The 14,962-nt window shown below is 40.5% G+C and carries 14 protein-coding genes; 7 read left to right on the forward strand and 7 right to left on the reverse strand.

Annotated features, from left to right (window positions below):
- Positions 1-153 precede the first annotated feature (153 nt).
- A complete protein-coding gene (locus V7L12_RS19090; RefSeq protein ID WP_335086569.1) occupies positions 154-771 on the forward strand; it encodes a class I SAM-dependent methyltransferase in 618 nt (205 codons plus the stop codon).
- A gap of 69 nt (positions 772-840) precedes the next feature.
- On the opposite strand, the gene V7L12_RS19095 is transcribed toward V7L12_RS19090, so the two are convergent.
- Positions 841-1,338 carry a GNAT family N-acetyltransferase gene (locus V7L12_RS19095; protein WP_335086571.1) on the reverse strand — a complete coding sequence of 166 codons (498 nt, stop codon included), beginning with the start codon at positions 1,336-1,338 and terminating at the stop codon, positions 841-843.
- A 328-nt stretch (positions 1,339-1,666) separates the two neighbouring features.
- Here V7L12_RS19095 and V7L12_RS19100 point away from each other — a divergent pair, with 328 nt between their 5' ends.
- Together V7L12_RS19100 and V7L12_RS19105 are read left to right on the forward strand one after the other, a co-directional pair.
- A complete protein-coding gene (locus V7L12_RS19100; RefSeq protein ID WP_334815769.1) occupies positions 1,667-1,867 on the forward strand; it encodes a hypothetical protein in 201 nt (66 codons plus the stop codon).
- A gap of 628 nt (positions 1,868-2,495) precedes the next feature.
- A complete protein-coding gene (locus tag V7L12_RS19105) occupies positions 2,496-3,674 on the forward strand; it encodes a hybrid sensor histidine kinase/response regulator (RefSeq protein ID WP_335086573.1) in 1,179 nt (392 codons plus the stop codon).
- Between the two features lie 62 nt (positions 3,675-3,736).
- On the opposite strand, the gene V7L12_RS19110 is transcribed toward V7L12_RS19105, so the two are convergent.
- A complete protein-coding gene (locus tag V7L12_RS19110; RefSeq protein WP_335086575.1) occupies positions 3,737-4,456 on the reverse strand; it encodes a DUF4079 domain-containing protein in 720 nt (239 codons plus the stop codon).
- A 467-nt stretch (positions 4,457-4,923) separates the two neighbouring features.
- On the reverse strand, positions 4,924-6,648 hold the full coding sequence (locus V7L12_RS19115; RefSeq protein ID WP_335086577.1) for a glycosyltransferase family 39 protein: 1,725 nt from the start codon (positions 6,646-6,648) through the stop codon (positions 4,924-4,926).
- A 282-nt stretch (positions 6,649-6,930) separates the two neighbouring features.
- On the opposite strand from V7L12_RS19115, the gene V7L12_RS19120 reads away from it, so the two are divergent.
- A complete protein-coding gene (locus tag V7L12_RS19120) occupies positions 6,931-7,326 on the forward strand; it encodes a RidA family protein (protein WP_335086579.1) in 396 nt (131 codons plus the stop codon).
- A gap of 61 nt (positions 7,327-7,387) precedes the next feature.
- On the opposite strand, the gene V7L12_RS19125 is transcribed toward V7L12_RS19120, so the two are convergent.
- Positions 7,388-8,179, reverse strand: a complete 792-nt coding sequence (locus V7L12_RS19125) for a GNAT family N-acetyltransferase (protein ID WP_335086581.1) — start codon at positions 8,177-8,179, stop codon at positions 7,388-7,390.
- A 661-nt stretch (positions 8,180-8,840) separates the two neighbouring features.
- On the opposite strand from V7L12_RS19125, the gene V7L12_RS19130 reads away from it, so the two are divergent.
- The 3 genes from V7L12_RS19130 (at position 8,841) to V7L12_RS19140 (ending at position 13,205) form a co-directional block, all read left to right on the forward strand.
- A complete protein-coding gene (locus V7L12_RS19130) occupies positions 8,841-9,911 on the forward strand; it encodes an LOG family protein (protein ID WP_335086583.1) in 1,071 nt (356 codons plus the stop codon).
- 480 nt (positions 9,912-10,391) lie between these two features.
- Positions 10,392-11,714 (forward strand): D-alanyl-D-alanine carboxypeptidase, encoded by a 1,323-nt coding sequence (locus V7L12_RS19135; RefSeq protein WP_335086585.1) that lies wholly within the window; start codon positions 10,392-10,394, stop codon positions 11,712-11,714.
- A gap of 267 nt (positions 11,715-11,981) precedes the next feature.
- The gene (locus V7L12_RS19140) at positions 11,982-13,205 is read left to right on the forward strand and encodes an HhoA/HhoB/HtrA family serine endopeptidase (protein ID WP_335086587.1); all 1,224 of its coding nucleotides are present in this window, start codon (positions 11,982-11,984) and stop codon (positions 13,203-13,205) included.
- A 109-nt stretch (positions 13,206-13,314) separates the two neighbouring features.
- On the opposite strand, the gene V7L12_RS19145 is transcribed toward V7L12_RS19140, so the two are convergent.
- The 3 genes from V7L12_RS19145 to V7L12_RS19155 all read right to left on the reverse strand — a co-directional run bounded on the left by V7L12_RS19145 (position 13,315) and on the right by V7L12_RS19155 (position 14,938).
- On the reverse strand, positions 13,315-13,599 hold the full coding sequence (locus tag V7L12_RS19145) for a type II toxin-antitoxin system RelE/ParE family toxin (protein WP_335086589.1): 285 nt from the start codon (positions 13,597-13,599) through the stop codon (positions 13,315-13,317).
- Complete coding sequence (locus tag V7L12_RS19150; protein WP_335086591.1) at positions 13,596-13,823, reverse strand: hypothetical protein; 228 nt, start codon at positions 13,821-13,823, stop codon at positions 13,596-13,598. The genes V7L12_RS19145 and V7L12_RS19150 overlap by 4 nt, the downstream gene beginning before the upstream one ends.
- Before the next feature lie 212 nt (positions 13,824-14,035).
- A complete protein-coding gene (locus V7L12_RS19155) occupies positions 14,036-14,938 on the reverse strand; it encodes an MBL fold metallo-hydrolase (protein ID WP_335086593.1) in 903 nt (300 codons plus the stop codon).
- Between the last annotated feature and the right edge of the window lie 24 nt (positions 14,939-14,962).

Here is a 14,962-nt window from a genome sequence, read left to right on the forward strand (position 1 = left end):
GTCTTTAACTTCGTGTAACTAACCCGACAAAAGCCCGATATTACAACCAATTCAGAACCGCTATAGTTAACTTGTGTTGTTAACCAAATTCTTGGAGGCGCAGCTAAACTTACTCTCAAAAAGTATCAAGCTTTAAGAAAGCTGCGAAAACTAATGACTGATGACTTTTTCAATCACAAAAAGCTACTTTTTGACCTATGGGCATCAAGTTACGATTGGTTCTTTCCTTCAGTGTTTTATCGAGCCGTTCACCAACGGTTGCTGGAGTACGTCGATTTACCAGAGCTAGCAAATGTACTTGATATCGGCTGTGGTACTGGACGCTTGCTTGAGCGCCTTGCTACTCAGTTTCCCCATCTACGAGCTACCGGATTGGATTTATCTGCTAATATGTTGCGGGTAGCAAGACAGAGCAACCGCCACCGTCCACGCTTAATTTATATCGAAGGTAAAGCTGAGTCTCTTCTTTTTGCTGATGGTCAATTTGATGCCGTTTTCAGCACTATCAGCTTCTTGCACTATTTAGAACCTAAACAGGTAGTTAGTGAGATCACACGCGTACTTTCTCCTGGTGGACGCTTTTATTTGGTTGACATTACTTCCAAAAAAGAGGCAGAACCTCAATTATTGCCTATCTCTCCCCGTGGAATTAGACTCTACAGCCCTGATCAACGTCAACTTCTTGGCTCCTCTGCTGGGCTATTGTGTTTGAATCACCATTATTTACTAGGGCCTGTCTTACTAACGATTTTTGCTAAACCTTCAAGTTGAAATAGGAAATGGGGGAGAGTAAAGGGCTGGAAACATCTTGTATCAAGCCTTGTTTTGCATATCTTAAAATTACGAATTAGTCTGACCCTGATGTTCCATAAACACCACAGGAACTTTGAGCAGCCTTTTAGCTAATTGCGAGAATCTAAATTTCTCCTTGAGCGTAGATAAGCCTATTGTCTTAGGAAATTGTGGCAAGTCTTCAAAAGATATTGGCACAAAGTCAAAGCGACTGTAAAACTGCACCAGCCGTTGACCTAAGCATTCTAGATAAAGTGGTTGCGTTGCTGTATTAATCAAATGCTGCGTTAGCAAAATACCCAAACCGCGACCTCTCCAAGCTGATGCAACGACCAAGCTACCAAGTTCTTGTGCCCCTGAGAAATTACGTAGCTGTCCACAAGCTATCAGATTCTCATTGTATTCAATTACCCAAAATTGCTGCCAATTTAATTGGGTTGGGTCGAGTTTCGCTGAAAATACCAGCAATCGAATCGACCACTGATCCCTAGAGGTTGCCTTGCGAAGGACACATCCAGATGGTAACGATAGATTGCTCTGGTTCATTAATTACACTTTGATAGTTTGTATCACCATCACACCATACTATTCATTCAGATCCAGTCAGATCGTTTGCCATTTTCTGTCAACTATCAATAAACCAATTTTAAAAGCGTCTTGGACATAAAACCCATTCCGAGTTCTCCCTTAACGAGAGCAAGGGTTCTCAGGTTAATAAATTCTATATTTGGGGATTTTTATCAGCATATATGAGTAGTACTAAACAATACTTACGATAGAGGGACGAATCAGCCATAACTATATTCTAGATAGATACACTCACACCCCTAATTTTTTAAGATAGTCCCAAGAATAAATGATTAGGAATGTAGTCATGGCTGAAGAACAAAAAGAAAAATCTAATAATCAAGAAGCTACACCTACCGCTTCTGGCGGCTACCAAACCACCGTTGACGAAAGTACCCGCAAAACTGGTGATGCTGAAAAGAGTGATGCTAAAACAACTGCTACTCCAGAAGCACCAGAAAATGATTCTGTAGCAGGTAGCCCTAATCAAGGAACTGAGTCACGTTAATTGGTTTGAACTTTCTCAAGTTTTAATCATCTTGTCAGGTTTTTGTAATCACCTTAATACAGTAAGTATCGAGTGGATATGTGGTGTAACAGCTACAATTATCCACTTATTTTTTGTGTGATGAGCCACATTATCTCTACGTGCCTTATGGTTGCTTACCGCAAGTATCGTAGTCAAAAACCCCGATGCATCTAGCATAAAACGTTACAAAACAGTAGGATGAATATATGATTGATAAAACAAAGTAGATGCAGCAGTTGATTCAAGACTTGCTAGTGTTACTCTCGTATGGAGACTCGCGATCAAGAATTTGTGGTCGTTGACTGTAATATAGCACTGAGTCTACTCTAAGTAATTTATATATAGCGATCGCTCAGGATAATGGTGTCAATATCTTCAGCGAATTTTTGAGGTTTTCCGCCGTCTTCATACTCGTCGAGAACAGTATGGTGGTCGCATCTGGGCTGAGTCAGAACCGGGCCGGGCGTAGGAACAGTATTTTATCTTACCTTCAACGCAAATTAAGGTATCTTTAAATATATACCTAATAACTGCTTAGTAACCTTCTAGTAAGCGTTCAAAATAGGAAATCAGGTGATTATCTAACAAATTGATATAACCCTGTACTATGGAAAAGCTCACAATTCACATTCTATTAGTAGAAGATAGTGCAAGTGATGCTCATCTGCTACACCGGATATTTTTAAATTCAGATCGAGAACAATGGCAGATGTTACATGTTGAACGGTTATCTGAGGCAATAGAAGCTAGCAGGGAAAACTCTGCGTCCACCCTTAATAATTCTCAGATAGAGAGTCGAAAGCAACGCAGATTCGACCTAGTTTTGTTAGACCTCAGCCTTCCAGACTCTATTGGACTGGACACGTTAAAAGAATTTAGGGCAGAAGTACCTGATATCCCAGTTGTGGTTTTAACAGGTATTGATGATGAAGATTTAGCACTGCAAGCATTAGCAGAAGGAGCGCAAGACTATCTAGTTAAAGATCAAATAACTATACAACGGTTAGTGCGTGCCATTCGCTACGCCATTGAAAGAAGCGAAATTCTCAACCAACTACGTGAGAGTGAAGAACGCACCCGTCAAGCGCTAGCAAAGGAACAGGAACTCAACGAGTTAAAGTCAAACTTTGTAGCAATGGTTTCTCACGAGTTTCGCACCCCTATGACTACGATTCGGACGGCTGTAGATATCCTTGAATACAACAGCAATAAACTAACTGATGTCCGAAGAACTAAATATTTTGATCGAATACAAAATGCTATCAATCAGATGATTAATCTCTTAGATAAGATATTGTTCTTGAGTAAAACGGAAGCAGCTAAACTCGAATACAAACCTACACTTTTAAATTTAGAAAATTTCTGTAGCGAACTCACAGGTATTTGTCAACTCAATGCAGGTAGTAAGCACAGCATTATCTTTACTTTTCAAGGTGAATCAGCCCAAGCCCAAATGGATGAAGACCTACTAAATTGTATTTTCACCAATTTGATTTCCAATGCCATCAAATATTCCCCTGAAAATGACACTATTTGGTTTGATTTGATTTGCAAAGATCGCCTCGCAATTTTCCAGATCAGAGATCGAGGAATGGGCATTCCCCTCAAAGACCAAACTCATCTATTTCAAACCTTCTATCGCGCCAGTAATGTGGGTGTAATTCAAGGAACAGGACTGGGACTCACTATAGTTAAAAAATGTGTGGAGTTACATGGTGGTCATATTCAATTAGAAAGTGAGCAGGGTGTTGGCACAACAGTAATTGTCACTCTGCCACTACAATGATTAGCCAAGTAAATTATCATAGTTGGGCATTGGGCATTGGGCATTGAATTCTTTTCCCTTGCTTATTTTGGTGCTTGGGGATTTGGCGTTGGACAAGTTTTATTAGCAAAATCACACTGATAAATATAGGGTTCTTGCCAACTCAGGGGAATTTCTAACAAGTCTCGAGTTCCTGTCATACCTTGTCCAATAAATAGCAACAAAGCAATGCAGTTTAAAATCGTATGGACGATACGCCAACGATTGGACTTATCTTGATAAATATCTTGAACAATTGCTAATGAAAAAATCATTAGCAGTGCTGCGGTAATTCCAATATAATAATGTGACCAATACCACTCATTGGTGCGGCGATAGACTCCATCCTGACAGCCTAGAATTACTAAACCTGCACCAGTTAAAGTTGCAAAAACTGCCCGCCACACTCGCTGCTTTGCCCGATAAAGAAATACTAACGAGGCGATGGTGGCAGCAAATATTAGTAGTATAAAAATAACTTGAAAAGGTGTTTGATTCCACAATTGATTTTTGATAATATTTTTGCCAAGAGGGTAGCTTAATCCGATTAAAGTTAATCCAACAACTGCACTTGTCAGCCTTTCACCTAACTGCTTATGTTCTGCACCAACCACTGGAGGAATTTTACTCTTACTTCCCGCTAAAATTTGCATTCTGCGTTGGCGTGTTTGCCAAGCAAAATTAACTACTGTACCGATGAGTGGAAACACGATTATAATTGCGATCGCTGGATGTAAAAGACCAAGAAAATCTGTTATTTGCATACAACACCTTTCAATGAATCATTGAATTCATCACAAAGGATAATTTAAAGCATCGTACCATTACTTAAATTAATTTCAGATGAGAATTTGTTTAATATTTATTTTTGTTGTTTTTAGCTGATTTTAATCAACAAATATTTGAATATCTTATAAAAGATGATGACTCTAGCAAATATAAAGTTACGCAAATAGATAGTCGAAAAAGAATGATTTCCAGGTAGGGGCAATAAACCCTCTTTTCGGAGATTGCCATGAGTGCGATCGCAACCTCCCATATCCATGCTGATGCTTTAAATAATTCTCGACATAGCCAATAAATACTTAGAGAAATCAACAAGCTGATGCATGCAGATAAACTTCTGATTACGTCACAGAATTGCCAAATATTTCCACCCAAAACCGAGCGAATATATAATACAGTGGTGGATGCTATGGTTCGTCTACTCCCAAAGATATAATTGTGTCACTTAAGCCTTTCTCCATATTGGGACTTTGGAATTTGGCCAAACTTTCCTTGGAAGAATTGTTTGCCCAGTTGATAGCTCGGCAGATAATTTATTATTAGGTGAAATATTACGTCGGCGCAAATTACGAGTTTTAGCTAATTTCCAGATTGAATAATAGTTATCACTATAAACAATATCTGTCTTGAATTTATACTTTTTTTCTATTGTTTTGCCCCAAGTGTCTGAAGGATTAAGTAAAAATACATCAGTAAATCCATCAGGAATTTTAGGAATTTTTTGATTGTTCACCAACAGAAATCGCACTTTTGGTTGCAAAAGATAGCTTAAAGAAAAGACATCACCATAATTATTGCCGAAAGCATCACTAATCAAAAGTGGACGATTACTCTGATTAATGATTTGGGCAACTTGGGGATTGCCAGAATTCATATCCTTATTCCACCAAGTTTCTGCCTGGGAACTCACCTTAAAAGAAATCAAACCACAAATAATCACTAATGCCACGATTATGTACCAAAAGCTCCGACGCGATCCGCTTCCATTATATAGTTGCGTAGTTAGTAGATAAGCAACAGCTACTTGGATTCCTAAATAAGATGGGATTAAATATGCTTCGGTAGACGATCGTATACTTCCAGCAATTAAATCTGGCAGTATTAGGGGTAATACTGGTACTACAATTAATGTGATAATAAAAGACCAGACTTTATAGTTAGTTGTTCGACAAAGAAAATAAATTGAATATACTACCAAAATTAAAAAGCTTAGTGCAATTAAATAGCCTAGAGGATTTTCTGAACTAAGGTCTATATCAAAAAAAATCCGGCTTAACTGCATTAACAAAAATGGGAATACAGGTATCAAATCTGACTGCATTGTTATTTTATCTGCTGAAATTAAAAATTGAAAAAAGTCACCAGTTACAATTGTTATCCAAGGCATGAAAGCTAAAAAACCTACCAGTGATGCTAGCAGATATGTTCTCACAGTTTCAGTAAACTGAAGTTTGGCATTTATCATCACATAAATTCCGTGAGCAACTGCTACAAATGCACTCCAAAGAAATGTATAAAGACTAATGGCTAAAGTTACTGCATAAATGCTCCAGATAGCGAACAAATCTGGTTTTTGTCGTTCTTGTGCTAGCTCATCTTCTAGCCGTATGGCTCGTAGCAGAGACGCACTGGATAGTAAAATGGTGACTAACCAAAGAATATATTCTTGTGCTTCTTGGGCGTATACTAAGTGAATAGGGGAGATTGCCATGAGTGCGATCGCAACACCAGGAACCGATAATGGCACATTAAATAATTCTCGGCATAGCCAATAAACACAAGGAAAAACCAGCAAACTAATGAGGGCAGATAAACTTCTAATCGCCGTCACCGAATTACCAAAGATTTCCATCCACAATCTGGCTATTATATAATACAACGGCGGATGCTGAGAATCTTGTTTTGCCAAAGACATAATTGTGTCATTTAAGCTTTTTTCTGGATTTGCACCTTGAAACTGGGCAAAACTTTCTCCACCAATGACACGATTATTAAAGAGTTGCTGTTTTACTTCATTAATTGTGTAACCAGAAATCCGCAATGAGGTATAAGTTTCATCATGCCAGAAAACTTTGCCATCAATATTAGAAAAGCGAAACAATATACCCATCGTCAATAAGAAGATAGTTAAAAATCGCAACCAACTCGGAGCAAATTTGAGATGGCGCATAAGTAGTTTTCCCAATAGTTTGTCTAAAATAATTCAGTTAAATGGACTGAATGAGGTGCGTCCGTTAGGAATTATATCTGAGTTTGTTCATCAGATATAGCCAAAGTACTTTGATGGAGAATCATCTGATTTGAAAGATTGACAATAAATATCTCTACTTCTATTAACTCTGAAAACAATTACACAAGGTTGTATCAAATACCGCAAAACTGACCTTGATTTTGCAGTCGATATGCGAATGTGGAGTAAAATATCATAAATTGGTAATAAATTAGGTTTATCATGCAACTTAAGCGGACATTTTCTAATACATCTTGGGAGTCAAAAGTAGGTTACTGTCGAGGCATAAGAGTCGGAAGCCACATTTATATTTCTGGTACTGCACCAGTTGATACCACAGGAGGTATTTTTGCTCCTGGCGGTGCTTATGAACAGGCAAAGCGCTGTTTTGAAATTATCCAAAAAGCTTTACAAGACTTAGGTGCGGATCAAAGCAATGTTGTGCGGACTCGGATGTTCGTTACAAACATTAGCTGTTGGGCTGAATTTGGACGAGCACATCAAGAATTCTTTGGAGAAAATCCACCAGCTTCAACTATGGTAGAAGTGAAATCCTTAGTTGATCCAGCGATGTTAATTGAAGTTGAAGTTGATGCGATCGCCTCAGATTCAGAGTGAATAACATCAAACTTTAGTTTCTGTAGCTGCCTGTGACTGTCGTTAGTACCAAAGAGAATTTTTACAGAATTTGGTAACGCCATCTAGCAAAGTCTTTGCCATTAGATATAGTTAAAAAATCAATAGTTTTAAACTGCCGATCGATAGCTGGAAAACTGCATATTTTAGCTCCAATATTCAAGTATGCCTGCAAAATTTTCGGAATTTCCAAATTATATGTATCTGGGCAATTTTCAGGCATTTCTAGACAAGATTGGGGATTTGGATAAACCAAAATACTCGGATGCATTAAGTTATTCTGCTGAAAATAATCATAAGCGCAAGTAGCTTGCCAAGCACATTGTGTTAGTAATGATGCACAACCAAAGAAATATTGATTTTTACTCCAGATTAGATAATTTGCCAGCCCTTCCCAGAGTAGCAAAAGTGCCTGACTATTGCGATATTCTTTAGCTATACATGCACGCCCAACTTCTACTGATACCTGAAGTACAGAATTGGGAATTCCATTAAGATTAAATATATCGGTAGCATCAAAGCCTAATCTTTGAGAAGCCATTGTATAGGTTTGCATCCGATAAGTTCCAATCGTTTTACCCGTTTGTTTGGAGATTAGGATTAAATGATGGCAAACCGCATCAAACTTATCTATATCCATCTGGGTAAAGTTAGAAGCAGGAAATCCCAAGCCTAGTTCAAGATTAAACACTTCAAAGCGCAACCGAAAAATTGATTCTAATTCTTCTTCAGTTGAAGCCAGCCGTAGGGTATATTTTTCAGTTTGAAGGACGGGAAAATCTTCAAGAGGGGGAGGAGGATTCAGTGGGTAATTGATGCGTCCAGAAACTTCCATCTATCTTCCTACTTAGATTTGCAAAAATATTCTACTAGGATTTAGGCACTATACAAATAGCTCACATTATGAATTAATGTGTCGAAGTGTAATTGAGACAGTTTTCGATAAAAGATCCTTTAGAGCAATACGCTTGGGTTAAGGATTTTTGGTACTGATTTTTGACCTGTAAAGACGCGTTAGCATAGCGGGGCGTTCGCAATAGCGTCTCCAAGAGTTGCCCAGTCCAATTTTGCGTTTCTACCAAGGATTTTAGGTTTAACTGAAGGTATTGTGGTCTAGAGAGCTTTTTTACTTACTTAGATTAGGGATAGAGTGCTTTTATTATGGACATTAATTCCCAAAAAATCTGGCAATAAGATACAAAATTTTCTTTTGATATACGCTATAGATGTAAGTCACACCATTTTACACAAACCCTGATATATATTGTGGTGGCAAGTACCCTCAGTGAGGGAGTTATGTCAATTTATCGACCGAGATAACTTGCTATGGTGTTCAAAAGTTGAAGTATCGCAACAAGTCTGATCAAAAATATTTTTAGAATTTCCAGTTTCAAAACCAGTTCTGAATTTGCTAACTGCACATCAGAGGGCTATTCCCGCTTGCTAGAGTGTGAGTAGTTCACGTAAAATATAATGCCATTGTTGCGGCAGTTCTCATGACCTCATCTGCGTCGTTTGACACATTAGAGTCTTTACAGGCGGATATCGCTGAATTGATCGTTCGTTTACCGACATTAAAAAATCGGCAATTTATTCTGCAAGCACTTACTACTATTGTTCGTTTAGCTGATACCGAAATTGAGCGTCTCGATTGGAAAATATTATCGTCTGCATTAGCAGATATGGAGCGCGGTTTCCAGCTTTTTTATGATTATCGACACGTTCGCAAAGTCACCATCTTTGGTTCTGCTCGTCTAGCTCCAGATAGGCCAGAATACCAAATGGCCCTTGAGTTTGCTCGTGCTATTTCTCAATTAGGATTTATGGTGATGACTGGTGGTGGTGGTGGAATCATGCAGGCGGGTCATGAAGGTGCTGGGCGAGAAAATTCCTTTGGATTAAACATTCAGTTACCCTTTGAACAGCAAGCAAACCCTTTTATAGAGGGCGATCCCAAGCTAGTTAACTTCAAATATTTCTTTACCCGCAAGCTGTTTCTCCTCAAAGAAAGTGATGCTGTAGCCTTGTTTCCAGGAGGCTTTGGTACTCAAGATGAAGCTTTTGAATGTATGACATTAAGCCAAACTGGTAAATTTGGGCCAGTACCTTTAGTTTTAATCGATCGCCCTGGTGGTGATTACTGGCGCTCTTGGAGCGAATATATTGATAAGCAATTAGTGCAAAATGGTCTTGTCAATCCTGAAGACCCCAGCCTTTACACGGTGACAGATAACCTGGATGTGGCTTGTAATGCTATCACCCGTTTTTACCAGGTTTATCATTCCAGCCGCTATGTAAGCAATAAGTTAGTCATCCGCCTGAAGACAGATATATCAGACGCTCTTTTAGAACAACTTAATGCTGATTTTAGCGACATTATTATTCAAGGAAGAATTGAAAAAAGTCAGGCATTACCTGAAGAAGCACAAGATGAAACTGTTGAACTACCTCGCCTCATTTTGTACTTCAATCAACGCGATTTGGGGCGCTTGTATCAGATGATTGCCACAATTAACCGGATGGGTACTCCTTCACCAGAAGATGTAGCGCATCCAGAAAGAAAGTAGGTAAGCTAAAACACATCTAATTTGCATATTAAAATTTTCTCAATATCTTGTGGGGTGGATATCTTATCCGCCCTGATTATGCAACTTGAATGCTGATTAGTTTATTAAGGGAAAAAAGGGGGAGAATTTTGAATACTTTCCCTTTCCTTGTTTCAAGGTTATAGAATTACGTCACCGATCGCGCAGCCTAAAGCCTTTTCTTCTCAGGCTGTCTGCGACATGCGCGTAGCTTGCTTCTTTGCAGGAGTACGCCAACGGCATAGTATTTGCACAGATCAAAGATATTTTTATTTTCATGCGGCTATCTTCATGAGCAATGGGCATTTTGGCATTGTCCAAGCAAGCCACGAAAACAATATAATTCACCCTACTTACAGATGAGAAAAACAGCAGTTATTATGACTCAATACTGATTATTGTAAAAAAGCTTGTATATTAGCACAGTAAACAACGCTTGAGATCCTAACAGAGGAATAAAAAATGCTGGAATTATTGGGTTCAGGTTTGGTATCGCTTTGGCTGGAAATGGCTGGGGTACAAATCAAACCTCTAGATGCCTTAGATGCACTAACTTGGCAAAGTAGCCCTGGCTTGGTTATTGCCCCCGATCCAAATCCATCTGGGGCGACTACAGTGCAGGAATATTTGAAAAAGCTGATCACATCAAAAGTGGTGGCGCAAAATCTGGCTGAGAGTCAGGGGATTTGGATGCAGTCGGGGCCAATGCTGATGGCAAATCACCAAGGTACGACACCTCTGCCGGCTGCTTCTTTAACTAAAATTGCCACTTCACTAGTTGCTTTGAAAACTTGGGGGCCAGATTACCAATTTGATACTTTGGTGAGTGTCACTGGGCCTGTGGTAAATGGAGTTGTGCAGGGCGATTTGGTGGTTACAGGCCGTGGCGATCCTTTGTTTGTTTGGGAAGAAGCGATCGCTCTTGGTAATACTCTCAATCAAATGGGCATCAAGCAAGTAAAGGGGAATTTGATTATTACTGGCAGTTTTGCGATGAATTTTCAACGTCAGCCAATGCTAGCAGGTCTGATGCTCAAGCAAACACTAAATCGTGCAACTTGGGGTCGCCCTGCTATTTATACACACTCAATCATGCCCAAGGGAACGCCTAAACCTCAAGTTGTGATTGCGGGTGCGGTGAAAGTTGAGGCGCAACCAAACCCTCAACAAACTTTGTTACTGCGTCATCGCTCATTGCCCTTGAAGCAACTTCTCAAGGAAATGAATGTTTACAGTAACAACGATATGGCAGAGATGCTGGCAGACTCAGTGGGGGGAGCAGCTGTAGTTCAATCAACTGCTGCTAACCTTGCTAGGGTGCCACAAGTAGAAATTCAGTTAATCAATGGTTCTGGATTGGGTCCCGAAAATCGCATTTCCCCCAGAGCTGTTTGTGCCATGTTTATGGCTATTCAAGCGGAGGCATCTGTACATCAACTGAATTTGGCTGACTTGTTCCCCATGTCTGGATTCGACCACCGGGGGACACTACACACTAGACACATTCCCCTGGCGACTGTGATCAAAACTGGTACTCTCCGGGATGTGAGCGCTTTAGCGGGAGTGATGCCCACACGCGATCGCGGTTTGGTTTGGTTTGCTATTATCAACCGTGGGACAAATGTCTGGGGTTTGCGGACTGGACAAGACCAACTTTTGCAAAGTGTTGTTAAACAATTACAACTACCTCCAACCGTTCCTATTGCCCTGACTCCACACTCAGCCATCAACTCTTTACCTCAGCTAGGCGCAGCTAGTCGGAATGAAATTTTATACAAAAGTTAGTTCATCCATAGTCTAGAGTTAGAACAGAGAGCGGACTAATCTTATTAGCAATCCAAAAGTTTTATTGATGGGTAAAAACCGAACTTGTAAAGGGTAAATGTCCATAATAGCTTTTGGGTGAAATTTTCTATTAAGTTGATTACAGGTAGTTCGCAAAATGCCCTAACCCCAGTAGTGGAAAGAGCAGGCGAAACCTGAAATAAAAATAACTGTAAATAGATTTGTCACGACTAAGCAACAATTAAGCTTATAAATTAGGTTGTGATTATGCGATTTCCCAAATTATCTCAGTCTCTACGGCAACTAAGTACTCATGTTTTAGCGATCGCGCTAGGAGTTCTGCTAACGGTTAGCACATTGCAGGTGTTACCCTCCCAAGCCGAACCAGCACCCACAATAACTGCTGGAACTGCTGGAGATACTTCAAATCTAATTGCTCAACGGCAATCACCAGCCACTGCTGCGATCGGTAGCACTAGCTTTGTTACAGCAGCAGTGAATCGGGTTGGTTCAGCAGTTGTCCGCATTGATACTGAGCGGACAATTACTCGTCGGGTTGATCCATTTATGGAAGATCCCTTTTTCCGGCGGTTTTTTGGTGACGGTTTCTCCCAACAGATGCCTTCTGAGCAGTTACGCGGTTTAGGCTCAGGTTTCATTATTGACAAGAGCGGGTTAGTTTTGACTAATGCTCATGTGGTTGATAAAGCTGATAAAGTAACAGTCAGACTCAAAGATGGCCGCACCTTTGAAGGGAAGGTTCAGGGTATTGATGAAGTCACAGATTTGGCAGTAGTCAAGATTAACGCTGGTAACGATTTACCAGTCGCGCCCTTGGGTTCTTCCACCAATGTCCAAGTAGGAGACTGGGCGATCGCAGTTGGTAATCCTTTGGGATTCGATAATACTGTTACCTTGGGAATTGTCAGTACCCTCAAACGTTCCAGCGCCCAAGTCGGTATTAGTGACAAACGTTTGGATTTCATTCAGACAGACGCTGCCATTAACCCTGGTAACTCTGGCGGGCCATTATTGAATGGCCAAGGTGAAGTAATTGGTATTAACACAGCCATTCGCCCTGATGCGATGGGTATTGGGTTTGCCATTCCTATTGATAAAGCCAAAGCGATCGCAACGCAACTGCAACGTGATGGCAAAGTTGCTCACCCCTATCTAGGTGTGCAAATGCTAACTTTGACACCCGATCTTGCCAAGCAAAATAACACCGATCCCAATTCTCCTATTCAGATACCAGAAATCAATGGTGTTTTTGTTATGCGAGTTGTCCCCAATTCTCCAGCCGCATCTGCGGGTATCCGGCGCGGGGATGTAATTCTGCAAGTAGATGGTAAAGCTATTACCAGTGCTGAACAATTGCAGAATGTTGTGGAAGACAGTCGCCTTGGTCAAGTATTACAGGTGAAAGTGCAACGAGGTAATCAGACACAGCAGCTTTCAGTCCGCACAGCTGAGTTGCAAAATGCTTCTTAGAGGCAATGTAGCTGATTTAAATTGTGTGGAATAGTAAGGGCACAGTATTGCTGTGCCCCAAGCGCGTATCCTCTCAAAATGAGATTCACTTAGTGATATCACTACACAGTTAATAAACTTCATCATGCGTCCCGATATCGAGCAGAACAATAACTTCACTATTTGTTTCTGCATCCAGTTCAATAGAGAAGACAACACGACAATCATAGCCGCAAGAGCAGGACTGAAGACCTTCGAGCTTGCCGCTTTGTTTGTGCGTGCCTAAGGCTGGGGCAAATACGTCTGCTTCCATTTGTTGAAGAGTGTCTTCAATGCGTTGCTGGAGTTCAGCATTTCGCTTCACAAACCTACGAAATGCTCGTTTGAATTTTGGGGTCAAAACCAGCAGTCTCATTCCTCTAGTTCGTTTAAAGACTGGCGTAATGCTGCAATAACATCTTGGGCTGACTGATGCCGAAATTTACCTGTATGGAAATCAGCTAGGGTTTGTTGGGCATCTGTAGCTATTTCTGCACGACGATTTTCATCGTGGCGGTTTTGTAGAATCTTGATCAGCATTTCTTGCTGCTCGGAGGAAAGTTGCAAAGCGTCTTCCAGCACTTGATTGAGAGTACTCATGATCGAATTAGACTATCAACTCTCAGGTTGAAAATGATTACAAAGTTGAGTAAATTATAGCGTTCTACCTCACAATCTACGAGACAATCCGCCTTTACACACCAGATCGCGGCATCTCGACAGAAAAGCGAATTGACAAGTCAGTGCTTGTGGGTAGCTTGCCGCCGTCAGCATCGTTCTACCACTGATTAAAAACTGCCAATAGAGTCAAATCACTTACCAACAGTTAAAACTAGACCTTCATGGGCTAGTATCGCTTCCGAAAAGGCAGATTTAATATCGACTTGAACTTGGTCAAGAAAATCATCATGGTCATCTGGGTGATGATGAGAAATAGCTAGCCGTTGAACGCCAGCATTCAGAGCTACATTCACCGCAGCTTGCCAGAGTAAATCTGCACAATCATGGTTGTGAGATGTAGGCGGAGTATAAGTGGCATTGGCAATCAGCAAGTCAACGCCTTGAATGAACTGTAAAATCCGCTCTCGCTCCACCTGATCGGCATTTGGATGCAAATCCGTGATGTAGGCAACACTATACTCTTGCCAACTAACTCGGTAGCCAACTGACCGCTGAGTTTGATTAATTAATGCAGTTGTAATGGTGACATCATCTAGCTTCACGTCACTTTCAGGAGTCAGATTGCAAAACTGCAATTCCGACTGCATTACCTGTAAAGGGTAAGGAAAGTGAGGCTGGAGCATCTGGTCGTACAGGCATTGTTTGATTGAGGCTCCATTTGAGGCAGCTGTGCCGTAAATATGCAAGCAATTTTCCCCAATAAATGCTGGAGCAAAAAAGGGAAACCCTTGAATCCGATTTGATTGACAGTTGGTAAAAAATAAATGGGCTTCTAGTGGCTGTTGCAGTTCTTGCCAAGTTTTACCCAGTATGCGTAAGCCAGTACCACCATCAAAAATCAAGCGTTTTCCAGCTATATGCATTTCTACACAAGCGGTATTACCACCATAACGATTGGTATTGCTACTGGGAGTGGGAATCAAACCTCTTACACCCCAGAATTGCACGATAAATTCACCTGCTGGGCTACTTGGCAGGGTAGATGACTTTTCTCTTATGTAGCTCTGGGAACCCGACAACTCAAAATTTGACATTTTCCTTGAAATTTAGACCTTACT

The organism is Nostoc sp., from assembly GCF_036918245.1.
GTDB lineage: Bacteria > Cyanobacteriota > Cyanobacteriia > Cyanobacteriales > Nostocaceae > Nostoc.

Excerpts from the sequence above, each read along its gene's own strand:
- V7L12_RS19120 (WP_335086579.1), top strand. The coding sequence starts at position 6,931 with ATGCAACTTAAGCGGACATTTTCTAATACATCTTGGGAGTCAAAAGTA.
- V7L12_RS19140 (WP_335086587.1), top strand. The coding sequence starts at position 11,982 with ATGCGATTTCCCAAATTATCTCAGTCTCTACGGCAACTAAGTACTCAT.
- V7L12_RS19105 (WP_335086573.1), top strand. The coding sequence starts at position 2,496 with ATGGAAAAGCTCACAATTCACATTCTATTAGTAGAAGATAGTGCAAGT.
- V7L12_RS19100 (WP_334815769.1), top strand. The coding sequence starts at position 1,667 with ATGGCTGAAGAACAAAAAGAAAAATCTAATAATCAAGAAGCTACACCT.
- V7L12_RS19125 (WP_335086581.1), bottom strand. The coding sequence starts at position 8,179 with ATGGAAGTTTCTGGACGCATCAATTACCCACTGAATCCTCCTCCCCCT.
- V7L12_RS19155 (WP_335086593.1), bottom strand. The coding sequence starts at position 14,938 with ATGTCAAATTTTGAGTTGTCGGGTTCCCAGAGCTACATAAGAGAAAAG.
- V7L12_RS19090 (WP_335086569.1), top strand. The coding sequence starts at position 154 with ATGACTGATGACTTTTTCAATCACAAAAAGCTACTTTTTGACCTATGG.
- V7L12_RS19135 (WP_335086585.1), top strand. The coding sequence starts at position 10,392 with ATGCTGGAATTATTGGGTTCAGGTTTGGTATCGCTTTGGCTGGAAATG.
- V7L12_RS19110 (WP_335086575.1), bottom strand. The coding sequence starts at position 4,456 with ATGCAAATAACAGATTTTCTTGGTCTTTTACATCCAGCGATCGCAATT.
- V7L12_RS19095 (WP_335086571.1), bottom strand. The coding sequence starts at position 1,338 with ATGAACCAGAGCAATCTATCGTTACCATCTGGATGTGTCCTTCGCAAG.
- V7L12_RS19130 (WP_335086583.1), top strand. The coding sequence starts at position 8,841 with ATGACCTCATCTGCGTCGTTTGACACATTAGAGTCTTTACAGGCGGAT.
- V7L12_RS19145 (WP_335086589.1), bottom strand. The coding sequence starts at position 13,599 with ATGAGACTGCTGGTTTTGACCCCAAAATTCAAACGAGCATTTCGTAGG.
- V7L12_RS19115 (WP_335086577.1), bottom strand. The coding sequence starts at position 6,648 with ATGCGCCATCTCAAATTTGCTCCGAGTTGGTTGCGATTTTTAACTATC.
- V7L12_RS19150 (WP_335086591.1), bottom strand. The coding sequence starts at position 13,823 with ATGAGTACTCTCAATCAAGTGCTGGAAGACGCTTTGCAACTTTCCTCC.